We start from the raw sequence: 13,074 nt of genomic DNA, 5'->3' as shown, positions 1-13,074 counted from the left end.
CTCGAACGGCACAACGAGCCGGTCACGGGACTTGTTCCCGGTCGGCTCAACTCATGCCACCGGCGCCGTACCCGGTCGGGTGGCCAGCGGAACCAGGCCCTTCTCCGACCAGCTCACCGACCGGACGCCGAGCGGCACCCCGGTCTGCTGGGCCTCCATCATCTTCCCGTCGCCGAGGTAGAGGGCGACGTGGTGGATCGAGTCCGCGTCCGACGTGTCGTAGGCCCAGAACAGCAGGTCACCGGGCTGGGCCTGCGCCACCGGGACGTGGGCGCCCGCCCGGTACTGGTCGCTGGCGACGCGCGGCAGGACGATCCCGGCGGCCTGGAAGGCGCGCAGCATGAGCCCGGAGCAGTCGTAGCTCGCCGGCCCCGTGCCGCCCCACACGTAGGGCTTGCCGGTCTCGCGGACGGCGAACTCGATGGCCGTGCGGGCCACCCCCGGCGGCAGGCTGGTCGCCACCCCCGCCGTCGGGCCCTCCGCGCAGGGCCGGATCGCGCCCTGGACCCCGGCGAGGTCGCCGACGAGCGACGTGGCCAGCGGCTCCCACCGGGCGTAGGCGTCGGGGAAGGCCGAGCGCTGCACGATCTGCGCGGCCCTCGTCACCGGCAGGTCGGCCCACCCGGGGACCGCCAGCAGCCGCGTCAGGAAGGTGCGCGTGGCGTACACCGGGTCGCGCACCTGGTCCGGGCTGCCCCAGCCCTGGCTGGGCCGCTGCTGGAACACCCCGAGCGAGTCGTGGTCGACGGCGACGTCGATGCCGGCGAGCCCCATCCGCGACTCCTGCATCGCGGTCGCGAGCGCCACCACCCAGGCCCGGGGTGGGGCGTCCATGCCCTTCGCGACCCCGATGATCGTCCCTGCGGTGTCCCGCTGCGCCTGGGTCAGGTCGGCCCCGGTGCGCGGGACCCCGACGGCCGCGCGGCCCGCCCCGGCGTCGCACGCCCCGGCCGCGTCGGGGTCGCCGCCGCCGGTGAACTGCCCGACGACGAGCAGCCCCATCATCAGCACGACGACGAGCACCACCGCGAGCACGCCGACCGGGATCAGCAGGCGCAGGAACCGCAGGCGCGACGGCAGTCGCGGGAGACGCAGCGGAGCGGGGCTCGACCCGCGGGGACCGCGACGGGGAGGTCCGCCCTGCTGCGGTGGCCGGAGGAGCGTGGCCACGTCAGCTCGCCCGGTCGTAGCCGGCGACGCGCCAGTCGCCCGGCCCGGTCTGCACGAGGAGCAGCTGCAGGGTCACCGCGTCGGTGGGTACCTGGACGCGCAGCGAGTCCGGCCGGACCTCGACCGCCCGGGGCGGGCCCGTGACGCGGGTACCGGGCACGTTCGCGGGGTCGATCCCCGCGAGGGTCGGCAGGTACTCGTCGGTGGTGTAGGGCCGCAACCGGTCGCTCCACTGCGCCGCGGTGGTGCCGGCGGGGTGGTCCGCCCACGCGGTCGCCCATCGCTGCGCCACGCCGAGCGCGGCCTGCGGGGCGGCGGAGAGCGGCAGCGTGGTCGGCGTCAGCTCCGGCGGCGGGGTGGCGGCGGGCGGCGCGACGGTGACCGTCGGCGCCTCGGGGACCGGGCCCAGCGCGGTCCCCGTGCCCGACGAGCGCGGCGAGAGCCAGCCCGAGACCGTCGTGATCCCGACGACGACGACGGCGGCGACGGCGAGCACCAGCGCCAGCCGCGCGGGGCTGTGCAGCGGCCACTCCCACAGCGCGCGGTACGCGCCCGAGCGGCCGCGCCGGGTCCGGATCGGCACGTTCCGCTACCCCCCGTCGCGCCGGGGTTCGGGCGTCACGCGACTCTCCAGGACCCGGCCCTCGACGACGGGTCCGCCGCCCGCGCCACCGCGTGACGACGGCCGGTAGATGCGCTGCGACGGCGCCCCGTCGACCTCCACGACGCGGGGCGCGGCCGCGGGCAGCGCCGGGCGGGCGGCGTCGATCTCGCGACGGGCCGCCGCGGGCCGCTCGGGGCGCACCACCTCGGACTCGACGTGCACGGTCCGGGTCCGCGCGGCGCGCTCGGTGACCGGGTCGGTCTCCTCCGGGCGCACCCGCATGCCGTGCGAGTGCCGTTCGGCCCGCTCGCCCCACCAGGAGTTCTCGCGGCCGTCCGGGCTCCCGAGCCGGCCGAGGGCGCGACCGAGGACACCGCTGCCGCTCGCCGGCAGGGCGCCGCTCACCTGCTCCCGGGTCAGCGACACCATCGAGGTCAGCCGCCGGAAGGGTCGCGACACCGCCCAGAGGATCACCGTGACCACGCCCGTGACCAGGAGCGCGAGCCACGTGTCCACCCCGGAGCCGGGCCGGAAGAGCGAGATCACCAGGAGGGAGTGCAGGCCCGCCAGGGCGCCGACGAGCAGCGTGTTCACGAGGGCCGCCCCGCCCACCCGCAGCATCGCGGGCAGCACCTCGGGGCGCAGCAGGGCGACCACGGCGAGGGCGGGCGCCACCATCACGAGGAGCCGGATCATGAGCATCGAGACGAGGATCAGGACCTTGCTCATGAGCTGGAACAGGCCGATGCACGCGGCCTGCACCAGGGCGAGGACGCCGGCGCCGACGCGCGAGCCGGAGCGGCCCTGGAAGTAGGAGTAGCGGTCGCCGACGCGGTTCGCGACGTCGGTGAACTGCTGCTTCTTCGCGTTCGCCTGCGCCTGGCCGTCCTGGCCCGTCGCCACCTCGACCTTGGAGAACGTCTGGGCGTCCAGCAGCGGGCGGCCGAGGTCGCGGGCCTGCGGCACGTCGGCCGACCCGAACTCACCCCGGAGCCAGTTCGAGTAGACGATCTGGTCCGAGAGCACCGTCGGCAACGTGTTCTGGTCCCCGACGCCCACCTGGCGCAGGAATCCCTGCTGCATGGACGTCACGCCGTCGAGCAGCACCCCGTCGAGGGCCCGCGACCACTGGATCGGGGCGGCGTACGCCCCGGCCGCGAGCCCGAGGGCGATGACCGCGACGAAGCCCCGTCGTGCCTGCTGGGACAGCTCGCCGCGCATGGCGAGCACGAGCAGGATCGCGGCGAGCGCCGCCAGCGCGACCCCCACCCACGTCGTGAAGACCGCCTCGTACATCGCGCGCGTGCCGGTCTGGATGACCTGGTCGAGCGGGGTGAGCAGGCTGGAGCCGCGGGCGATGAGGTAGTGCGCCCAGTTCACGCCGCCCACGACGAGCTTCGCGACGTCGAAGACCTGGTTGCCCAGCCACGTGTCGGTGGCCGCCGCGGGGTCGCGGGCCCCGCCGGGTCCGCAGCCCAGGTCGTAGGTCCACCAGACCTGCCCCGCGTAGCCGACCTCGTCGTACACCGACCCGGGCACGCCGACGCCGATCGGTGCGGGGTCGAGCGAGCCGACGAGCCCGGTGCCGGGCCGGTCCGGGTCGGGCGGCGCCTTGCAGTCGAACGCCTGGGCCGAGGCCGTCCCGCCGATCACCGCGAACCCGGCCACGAGCGTGCCCACGACGAGCACCGAGCGCAGCCGCCCGCGCCGGGGACGACCCGCCGTCGGGACGGCCCGGCCGCGCGGCACGCCGGCCCGCCGCCACCCGATCACCAGTGCCGCCGCCACGATGCCGATGACGAGAACGGCACCGCTCACCCGTCGCCACCCCAGCCGGACGACCGGGCCGCGGGCACGCCGTCCTCCACCTCGGGTCCCGACGACGGGTCGTCCGGCTCGGGCGGGACCGGTCGCGGTCCGTCGTCGACCGGCACCCGCGCCTGCGGGGCGGCCGGCAGCGGGGCCGGCGGGAGGTGGGCGCGCTGCGCGTTCGGGTTCGTGTCGAGGGCCGCGCGGAGGTGCCCGAGGTGCTCGCCCTCCAGGTCGACGCGGATCTTCTCCACGCCACCGTGCCCGTCGGAGAAGACGAACTGGCGCGGGGTGTCGTCGGGGCGCTCGTCCTGCTGGCTCGCCGTCGGGCGCGGGGAGAGCGTGCCGAGCATCTCCTCGTAGCCGACGTCGGTTGGCACGCGGAGCAGCCGCAGCGCCTCCGCCTGGGCCTCGGCGTCGTCGGTGCGGCCGACGAACACGGCGTCGACGAGCGAGGCGAAGCCCGGCACGCGCAGCAGGTCGCCCGCGAGCTGCGAGGCGAACAGCGCGCGAACGTTGAACTTGCGGGAGTCGCGGGCGAGCCGGTCGATGAGGACCTTGCCGGTGGGGATCTGCGACAGGAAGTGGGTCTCGTCGAGCGCGACGCCCTTCCGCAGGTCGCGGTCGGCGGTGTACACGGTCCGCTGCGTCAGCCAGGAGGCCAGGTTGAGGAGCTCGACCGCGAGCGACTCGCCGTCGGTCCACTCCTCGCGCGGGCTGCCGGGACGCGGGAGCGACATCCCCTGCATCGTCAGGACGGTGAGGCGGTAGTCCTCGTCGAGGATCTCGGGGTCGTCGGCGCGGCCCGCGTCATGGCTCGGGCCGCGCGGGTCCTCCGGGTCGTGCGTGCGCTCCGGGAAGAGCAGCGCGGCCTGCGGCAGCTCGCGGCGCTCCTCGAGGAAGTCGGCGACGACGTCGGCGTGCTCCTCGCCCTCCCGGGCGTGCCGGCGCAGCGTGGCGATGACCTGGCCCGGGTCCCGGTGCTGGCCGCCGCCGACCTCCCGGACCGCGCGCAGCAGCACGATCCGGGTGTGCGGCATCCGCGCGACGTCGTAGGGCAGGAGCCCGGTCAGCACGTCGAGCACCAGCCGACGGCGGGTCGCCGCCGCCAGGGACCGTTCCCGGCGCCAGGCCTTCTCCGGGTCGTCCTCGTCGAGGAAGTGCTCGCGACGCGGCTCCGCGACGACCCGGTACGGGTTGAGGATGCCCGGGTCGGCCGCGAGCAGGTGGATGTGCCGGGAGAACGGCGCGAGCTCCGGCACCCGGGTGAGCGCCGCCAGCGGACCGGACGGGTCGAGCACCGTCCACCGCGCCCCGGCCCGGAGCGTCTTGTAGACCATCAGACCCGTCAGGAACGACTTCCCGGAGCCCAGGCCACCGACCACGGCCGTGAGGCCGGACGCCTGCCGGACCTCCTGCGCCATCCACGGGTCCCACGCGACGGGACGACGGGTCGCGGTGCAGGTCTCGCCGAGCAGCACGCCGCGCCGGTCGCCGACGCTGGCCGAGGCCGCCGGGACGCCGGCGGCCACCCAGGTCACCGATCCCCGCCGCCGGTAGGCCGTCGACGCGAGCGGCTCGCCCGGGATGAACTCGCGGGCGTAGGCGTACTGCGCCTCCGGGTGCTCCAGCGCGACCCGCGGCCGGTAGAGGTCGAGCAGCTGCTGGGCGCGGGTGAGGGCCTCGGCCTCGTCGCGACCCGCGACCGCGACCCGCCACCAGCCGTAGACGCGGGTGTTGAGCTGGGTCAGCCCGCCGGAGAGCTCGTCCTCGATCTGGAGCACCCGGTCGGCCTGGCGCTCGAGCGACATCGGCGGGTCGAGGTCGTGGTCGTGGGTGTAGTGCCGAATCTGGCTGCGCACCTTCCCCATCTGGCGCTGCAGCTCCCCCGAGACCTCCTCGGGACGCCGGACGTAGATGCGCGCGGACCACTCCACCGGGAACGGGAGCCGGTCGCTGCGCTGCATCCACGGGTCGTCGGCCTCGGGGATCCGCAGCGAGTCCATCAGCCCGACCGAGAGCACCGCGACGTGCCGCGACACCGGGTACAGCCCCTGCCGGCCCTCGACCTGCACGGTCGGGGCGTAGGGCTCCTGGTGCATCGCGACGCCGTCGGTGAAGGCCGCGAGGTCCTCGGCCTCCCAGGCGGCGCCGGGCTCGGCGGCGACGTGCTGCGGCGCGGGCAGCCCGAGCGCGCACGAGCGGTGCATCAGCCAGGCCATGTCCTCGGCGGTGCAGGGCGCGCCGTCGAGACCCGGCCCGCCGACGAGGGCGTCGACGTGCGCGATCTCGGTCTCCAGGGCGGTGAGCTCGGCGTTCACCGCGCTCGGGAGCACCCGGTGCAGCACCGGCGCCGCGGACTCCAGCCACCGGTCGACCACGGAGCGCCCGGAGACCTCGACGCCGAGGAACACCTCCTTGTCGGCCATCGACAGGCCCATCAGGTGGTGCTGCTCGCCGGTGACGAACTCCTCCCACGACAGGGCGCCCGGCACGTCGGGCAGCCGACCCGGGGAGTTGCGGTCGAACGCCTCCGCCCAGCGCGCGACCGGGAACGGGCGGCTGGTCACCCGCACGTGCACCCACCGGCCCTGCAGCTCGCCGAGCTGCGTCGCGATCCGCCGGATCAGCGACTCGCGCTGCGGGTCCGAGCGGAAGCTCCACGGCTGGGCCGCGAGCCGGTACCAGGCCGTGACCGTCGAGCCGGTGCGGGCGATGTTGCCGTCGATCGAGCGCAGCGCGATCGCGGAGCGGTAGCCGGGGGCTGCCGACGCGCCGGCCAGGGACCGGCCGCGACGCGGCTTCGCCCGGGGTCGCGGTCGCCGCAGTGCGGTCGGCCCGGACTCGGCGGGCGGCTCGACGCGGTCCGGGTCGATGGCTCGGTCCCCGGTCGACTCGTCCCGGTCGACGGGCACGACCTCGGCCGGGCCCGCCGGGAACGCGCCCCACCCGACGTCGGGACCGTCGGCCGGTGAGGAGTCGCGGGGCTCGGGCCACGGCGACCGCCGCCCCCACCCGCCGTCAGGAACTCCCCGGCGCACCGTCGCCCTCCTCGTCCTGCCTGCCCGTCGCGCGGGGACCGTAACGCCGCGGGGTTCCCGACGACGGGTCGCGGCGCGGCCGGTCCGCCCGGCGCGCCGGGACCCGGACGACGCCGTCCGGGTCGGTCCCGGGTGCGGCCCCGGTGCCGGCGGGCCTGCCCGGGCGGCGGGGCGTCGCGCCCGCCCGCGTCGTCCAGGAGCGCCTCGGACGCCGGCGCGGGCGGCCGGGAGCGGGGGGTGCCTCGTCGTCGCGGACCGCCATCGCGGCGTGCGGATCGGTCCGACCCGGCGGGAGCGCCGCCCGCGGCCGCGCGGGGCCGATGGCGACGTGCCCGGCACTCACCGTGCTGCCCGCGCCGCGCGTGCGACGGCGGGGGCCGCGGACCTCGTGCCAGAACAGCGTGAGCCACTCCAGCAGCGGGCGGTCCTCGTTGATCCGTTTGCTGACGAAGCGCACCACCACGACCGTGATGAGCAGCGCCCAGGCCACCGAGAAGAAGCCGATCTGGATGCCCAGGCGCCGCTGCACGAACATCACGACGATCATGACGATCAGTCCGACGCCGTAGCTGGAGTAGCGGGCGCGCCAGGGGAAGGTCGCCCGCGGGGGGCCGAGCCAGACGGCGTCGACCCGGTACACGTCGTCGTCGGTGCGGATCTGCACCCGTTACCCCGTGATCAGCTGGGCCAGGAACTGCCCGACCGCCGGGCCGTTGCCGGAGACCGCGATCCCGAGGGCGACCAGGCCCACGAGCAGGCCGACACCGCGGCGGGCCACGCCCGCGTTGTCGCCGCGCCCACCGATCCACAGCATGATCACCGCGATGCCCAGCAGGAGCAGCGGGACGATGTTGTCGCGGATCCAGCCCTGCAGCCCGTTGGTGCCCAGACCCTGCGCCGTGATCTGGGTGTCGAGGAGGTGCGCACCCAGGGTCGTGAGGGTCATGCGGTGGTCCTCCCGGACGGTGTCGTGCTGGGTCGGGGTTCGCCGGTCTCGACCGGTCGAGTAAACACGCCGGGCGAGCAGGTGGGTACCCCCGGTGGTGGACAGCGGCGGCGCGGCCCACGGACGTCGTAGGCCATCGTGGCGTGTCCGCGCGTCCGAGCGTCGGATGATCGCCCCGACGGGTTCCGCGCGTGTCGCGGCGGACGATGTCGGGACCGTCCGGTTACCGGTGAGTAGGAACTCACCCCGCTCCCGGGGACGGGTGTCGGTGGCAGCGGTTACAGTCCCCCTGATCCGGGCCGACGGCGCGACCACCACAGCAGCGCGCACCAGGCCCGCCTGAACGTGACGGGACCTGCGGTGAGACGCAGCGCCCGCGGGGAGGTCGAACAGTGCTCGTCCGATTGATCCTGGGTCTCGCCCTGACCCTGGCCGTGGGGGTGATCGCCGCCCGCCGCGCGTGGTGGCTCTACACCCTCATCAGGTCCGGGCAGCCCGATGCCAAGCGCTCCGAGGGCCTCGGCGCCCGGCTGCGCACCCAGATCGTGGAGGTCGCGGGCCAGCGCAAGCTGCTGCGCTGGTCGATCCCCGGCGTCGCCCACCTCTTCACGATGTGGGGCTTCGTCATCCTGCTGACGGTCTACATCGAGGCCTACGGCGCGCTGTTCGTCGAGGACTTCCACATCCCGCTGATCGGACGCTCGCCGATCCTGGGCTTCCTCCAGGACTTCATCGCCGTGATGGTCCTGCTGTCGATCATCACCTTCGGGATCATGCGCGTGCAGCAGGACCCGGAGCGCAGGCAGCGGTCGTCCCGCTTCTACGGGTCGCACACCTCCGGCGCCTGGATCGTGCTGTTCCTGATCTTCAACGTGGTCTGGACGCTGTTCGCCTTCCGCGGCGTCTCGTCGGCCGCCGGCAACCTGCCCTACCAGTCGGGTGCCTACGTGTCGATCGCGGTCGGCCAGCTGTTCGCCGGGCTCTCCCCGACGACGCTGTTCGTCCTCGAGACGGTCTTCCTGCTGCTGCACATCGGCGTCGCGCTGGTGTTCCTCGTGCAGGTGCTCTACTCCAAGCACCTCCACATCTTCATCGCGCCGATCAACGTCGCGGCGAAGCGCCTGCCCAAGGCCCTCGGCCCGCTGCAGCCGATCGAGTACGACGGCAAGCCGATCGACTTCGAGGACCCGCCCGAGGAGGCCTCGTTCGGTCGCGGCAAGATCGAGGACTTCACGTGGAAGGGCATGCTCGACTTCGAGACGTGCACCGAGTGCGGCCGCTGCCAGTCGCAGTGCCCCGCGTGGAACACCGGCAAGCCGCTGTCGCCGAAGCTCCTGATCATGGACCTGCGCGACCACATGCTCGCGAAGGCGCCGTACCTGGTCGGCGGCAAGGACATGCCCGACGAGGGTGGGATCGACTGGGACGCCGGGCTCGGCAAGAACGAGCACGGCGGGCACGGGGTCCCCGAGTCCGGCTACGAGCGCCACCGCGGCACCGACGACATCCAGGCCGCGCGGCCGCTGGTGGGCACCGCCCAGCAGCTCGGCGTCATCGACCCCGAGGTTCTCTGGTCCTGCACCACCTGCGGCGCCTGCGTCGAGCAGTGCCCGGTGGACATCGAGCACGTCGACCACATCGTCGACATGCGCCGCAACCAGGTGATGATCGAGTCCGAGTTCCCCGGCGAGCTCGGCGTCCTGTTCCGCAACCTGGAGAACAAGGGCAACCCCTGGGGCCAGAACAACTCCAGCCGCATGGACTGGGCGAAGGACCTCCCCTTCGAGGTGCCCGAGTTCGACGGCGAGCTGTCCCCGGAGACCGAGTACCTGTTCTTCATCGGCTGCGCCGGCGCGTTCGACGACAACGCCAAGAAGACGGTCCGCGCCACCGCGGAGCTGCTGCACATCGCGGGCGTGAACTACACGGTGCTCGGCAAGGAGGAGAGCTGCACGGGTGACCCGGCGCGGCGCTCGGGCAACGAGTTCCTCTTCCAGATGATGGCGATGCAGACCAAGGAGATGCTCGACTCGGTCTTCGAGGGCCGCGAGCCGGGCACCCGCAAGATCGTCACCACCTGCCCGCACTGCATGAACACGCTCGGGCGCGAGTACCCGCAGCTCGACGGCCACTACGAGGTCGTCCACCACACCCAGCTGCTCAACCAGCTGGTCCGGGAGAAGAAGCTGATTCCGGTCGCCACGGAGTCCTCGCCGGTGCCGCAGGCCAAGCTCGACATCAACCCGTCGACCAACCTGCAGTACAAGGGCCCGCAGGCCGACGGCACCGAGCGCGGTCTGGCCAAGGCCGACGGTCACTCCACGAACGGCCACCCGACCGACCAGGCGGCCCCCGCCTCGGAGGTCGTCGCCACGAACGGGTCGACCAACGGGCACGCCGGCGGCTCGGCGAACGGGCACGGGCCGAAGACGGTGACCTACCACGACCCGTGCTACCTGGGCCGGCACAACGAGGTCTACACCCCGCCGCGTGAGCTGGTGGAGGCCGCGGGCGCGGTGCTCAAGGAGATGCCGCGCCACGCCGACCGGGCACTCTGCTGTGGTGCCGGCGGTGCGCGCATGTGGATGGAGGAGAACATCGGCAAGCGCATCAACATGGAGCGCGTCGACGAGGCCATCTCCGTCGAGCCCGATGTGATCGCCTCCGGCTGCCCCTTCTGCCGCGTGATGCTCACCGACGGCCTCACCGAGCGACAGAGCGAGGCGAAGGCGGTCGGCACCGAGGTCATGGACGTCTCGCAGATGCTGCTCGCCGCGGTCAAGCGCGGGCAGCCGGCCGACGGTGACCACCCGGGCGAGTCCGACCCGGCCACCACCGCCACCTCGGCGAACGTGAAGAACCCGGCGGAGTAGCCCGCCACGGTCCTCGCTGATCGAGCGACGGGGCCCTCCGGTCGACCTGGTCGACCGGAGGGCCCCGTTCGTTCCGGGGTGGCCGTCGAGCTTCCCGACGGCGGGTGCGGTCGGTCGGCGTGTCGCGTTGCGCCGATAGAGTGCGGCGGTGCTGCTCTCCGACCGCGACATCCGTGCCGAGATCGCCGCGGGACGGGTGGCGCTCGAGCCGTTCGACGAGACGCTGCTGCAGCCCTCGAGCGTGGACCTGCGCCTGGACCGGCACTTCCGGACGTTCAACAACCACGCCTACACGCACATCGACCCGGCGCTGCAGCAGGACGACCTGACGCGGATGGTCGAGCCGCCGGAGGACGAGGCGTTCGTGCTCCACCCGGGCGAGTTCGTCCTGGGTTCGACCTACGAGGTCATCTCGCTGCCCGACGACGTGGCGGGGCGGCTGGAGGGCAAGAGCAGTCTCGGCCGCCTCGGGCTGCTCACCCACTCCACGGCCGGCTTCATCGACCCGGGCTTCTCCGGGCACGTGACGCTGGAGCTGTCGAACGTCGCGAACCTGCCGATCCGGCTGTGGCCCGGGATGAAGGTGGGGCAGCTCTGTCTGTTCCGCCTCTCCTCGCCCTCCGAGCACCCGTACGGGTCGAAGATCTATGGCTCGCGCTACCAGGACCAGCGGGGACCGACGCCGTCGCGGTCCTACGTCAACTTCCGCAAGGGCCTGTCGTAGCGCGAGGGACGCGCCGGGGTCAGCCGACGAGCTGGCCCGCCCGGTGGACGCGGTTGCGGCCGGAATTCTTCGCGGAGTAGAGCGCGCGGTCGGCCTCGGAGACGAGCCCCTCGCCGTCACCCGCGTGCTCGGGCAGCGTCGCGATCCCGAACGACGCCGTGACCAGCTGACGTCCGCCGCGCTTGAAGTCGGCCTCGACCCGCTCGCGGAGCCGCTCGGCGAGGGCCGCGGCGTCCTCGGTGTCGCCCTGGGTGACGAGGATGGCGAACTCCTCGCCGCCGTAGCGGTAGGCCGTCTCTCCGTCGCGCATCGACGCTCGCAGGGTGCTCGCGACCTCCTGGAGGACCACGTCCCCCTGCTGGTGGCCGTAGCGGTCGTTGAGCTCCTTGAAGTGGTCGAGGTCGAGCATGATCACCGACATCGGCCGGCCGTGCCGCTTCGCGTTGGCGACGGCGTTGTCGAGGTCGGTCCCGAGCCGGCGCCGGTTGGCGAGCTGCGTCAGCGGGTCGAACTGCGAGAGCCGCTCCGTGGCGGCGTGCAGGCGGCTGGCCTCGATCGCCGAGCCGGCCAGGGTCGCGAGCATCTCGACCGCCGACAGCGCCTGGCCGTCGACCTCCCCGTCGCTGCCGTCGAAGCACTCCAGGACGCCGATCACGCGCGCACCGACGACCAGCGGCACCGCCACGGCGGCCTCGTCGTCGGTGTCGGGGTCCCCGCGGGAGATCTGGCCGTACCGGGCCGACCGGCCGACCACGCCGACGCCGAGGCTGCACTGCCGCTCGAGGGGCGGGATCGCGCCACGCTCGGAGTCGTAGGCGAGCTCCAGCCCCGAGCCGCCCTCGTCGAGCAGCCAGAGCAGCACCCGGCCGTCGGTGACCGCGACCGCGGCCTGCACGGTGGAGTCGACGACGTACCGGGTGTTCAGCGACCCCGCGATCTCCCGGGTCATGATCAGGATGGTGCGGAGGCGGTCGGTCTGGGCCTGAAGGCGCTCGGCCTGGGCGACCGACTCCTCGCGCTGGTGGCGCAGGGCCACGGTCATGTCGGCGAGGCCGTCACGCAGGGCGACCAGTTCCGCGGAGCCCGCCACGGGCTCCGGCGGATGGAGCCGCCCCTCGGAGATCCCGCGCACCGAGGCCAGCAGCCCGTCGACGGGTGCGACCACGTGCCGCTCCAGCCGACGACGGCCACGCAGGGCGACCACGAGCGTGCCGAGCCCGACGAGGACCAGCAGCACACCGACCGACCACTGCATCACCGAGGACATGCGCTGGTTGTCCTCGATCGCGGCGAGCGTCGCGGCGCGGGTGTCGTCCTTGCGGCCCTGGTAGTTGTCGAAGATCGCCTTGCCCTGCAGCAGGAAGGCCTCGACCCCGCCGGGCGGCGGCAGCTGCCGGGCGCGGTCGGCCCACTCGGTCCGCCAGCGCTGCTGGGCGAGCAGGAGCTGCAGCACGCTCTGCCGCAGCGCGGGCTCCTCGAGGAGGTTGACCATCTGCGTGTCGGCGGCCGCGAGGTCGGGGCTCGCCTTGGTGGCCTCGTCGGAGAAGAACCGGTCCCCGGTCGCGAGGTAGCCCCGCAGCGACGAGTCCGTCGACAGCATCGCCTGGTGGGAGTCCTCCACCGCGAGCAGGCCGGCCTGGAGCCGGTCCTCGGTCGGGGACGTCACCGCGGCGCTGTAGAGCACGCGGAACACGACCAGCAGCACGATCACGAGGGCGGCGACGGAGACCGTGACGCCGAGACGCTGGACCTCGGTGGTCAACCTCGGTGCTCGTCTCACCAGCACACCCTCCCGGCCCGATGTCCCCCGGGCGCCACGCCGGGAGCGGCCGACGAGCGCGCTCCCCTGCTGGACATCCCCCACCGGCGGCATGACGTTAGCCGTTTCCGGGTACTGGACCCAGCTT

The 13,074-nt window shown here is 73.7% G+C and carries 9 protein-coding genes; 2 read left to right on the top strand and 7 right to left on the bottom strand.

The window, feature by feature from the left end; genetic code table 11:
* Positions 1 to 51: 51 nt before the first annotated feature.
* From A3CO_RS0101895 to A3CO_RS0101870, 6 genes are all read right to left on the bottom strand, one after another.
* Positions 52 to 1,059, bottom strand: a complete 1,008-nt coding sequence (locus A3CO_RS0101895) for a C40 family peptidase (RefSeq protein ID WP_033413489.1) — start codon at positions 1,057 to 1,059, stop codon at positions 52 to 54.
* A 112-nt stretch (positions 1,060 to 1,171) separates the two neighbouring features.
* Positions 1,172 to 1,753, bottom strand: coding sequence for a hypothetical protein (locus tag A3CO_RS0101890; RefSeq protein ID WP_018330536.1), 582 nt, complete (start codon positions 1,751 to 1,753; stop codon positions 1,172 to 1,174).
* A 6-nt stretch (positions 1,754 to 1,759) separates the two neighbouring features.
* Positions 1,760 to 3,592, bottom strand: coding sequence for a hypothetical protein (locus A3CO_RS29605; RefSeq protein WP_084681476.1), 1,833 nt, complete (start codon positions 3,590 to 3,592; stop codon positions 1,760 to 1,762).
* The gene (locus A3CO_RS0101880; RefSeq protein ID WP_018330535.1) at positions 3,589 to 6,624 is read right to left on the bottom strand and encodes an ATP-binding protein; all 3,036 of its coding nucleotides are present in this window, start codon (positions 6,622 to 6,624) and stop codon (positions 3,589 to 3,591) included. Before A3CO_RS0101880 ends, A3CO_RS29605 begins: the two co-directional genes overlap by 4 nt.
* Entirely contained in the window at positions 6,605 to 7,288 is a 684-nt protein-coding gene (locus tag A3CO_RS37375) for a hypothetical protein (RefSeq protein WP_018330534.1), read from the bottom strand. Before A3CO_RS37375 ends, A3CO_RS0101880 begins: the two co-directional genes overlap by 20 nt.
* A gap of 3 nt (positions 7,289 to 7,291) precedes the next feature.
* Positions 7,292 to 7,570, bottom strand: coding sequence for a hypothetical protein (locus A3CO_RS0101870; protein WP_018330533.1), 279 nt, complete (start codon positions 7,568 to 7,570; stop codon positions 7,292 to 7,294).
* A 392-nt stretch (positions 7,571 to 7,962) separates the two neighbouring features.
* Between A3CO_RS0101870 and A3CO_RS0101865 the strand changes: the two genes are divergently transcribed.
* Entirely contained in the window at positions 7,963 to 10,443 is a 2,481-nt protein-coding gene (locus A3CO_RS0101865) for a heterodisulfide reductase-related iron-sulfur binding cluster (RefSeq protein WP_018330532.1), read from the top strand.
* A 148-nt stretch (positions 10,444 to 10,591) separates the two neighbouring features.
* A complete protein-coding gene (gene dcd / locus A3CO_RS0101860) occupies positions 10,592 to 11,167 on the top strand; it encodes a dCTP deaminase (RefSeq protein WP_018330531.1) in 576 nt (191 codons plus the stop codon).
* Between the two features lie 19 nt (positions 11,168 to 11,186).
* Here the strand turns inward: dcd and A3CO_RS35200 are convergent, their stop codons facing one another.
* The gene (locus A3CO_RS35200) at positions 11,187 to 12,929 is read right to left on the bottom strand and encodes a GGDEF domain-containing protein (RefSeq protein WP_026204192.1); all 1,743 of its coding nucleotides are present in this window, start codon (positions 12,927 to 12,929) and stop codon (positions 11,187 to 11,189) included.
* Between the last annotated feature and the right edge of the window lie 145 nt (positions 12,930 to 13,074).

This window comes from Actinomycetospora chiangmaiensis DSM 45062 (assembly GCF_000379625.1).
Taxonomy (GTDB): Bacteria; Actinomycetota; Actinomycetes; order Mycobacteriales; family Pseudonocardiaceae; genus Actinomycetospora; species Actinomycetospora chiangmaiensis.
Note: the sequence above shows the minus strand (reverse complement) of the source record. Positions and strands in the feature narration are given on the sequence as shown.

Excerpts from the sequence above, each read along its gene's own strand:
- A3CO_RS0101870 (WP_018330533.1), bottom strand. The coding sequence starts at position 7,570 with ATGACCCTCACGACCCTGGGTGCGCACCTCCTCGACACCCAGATCACG.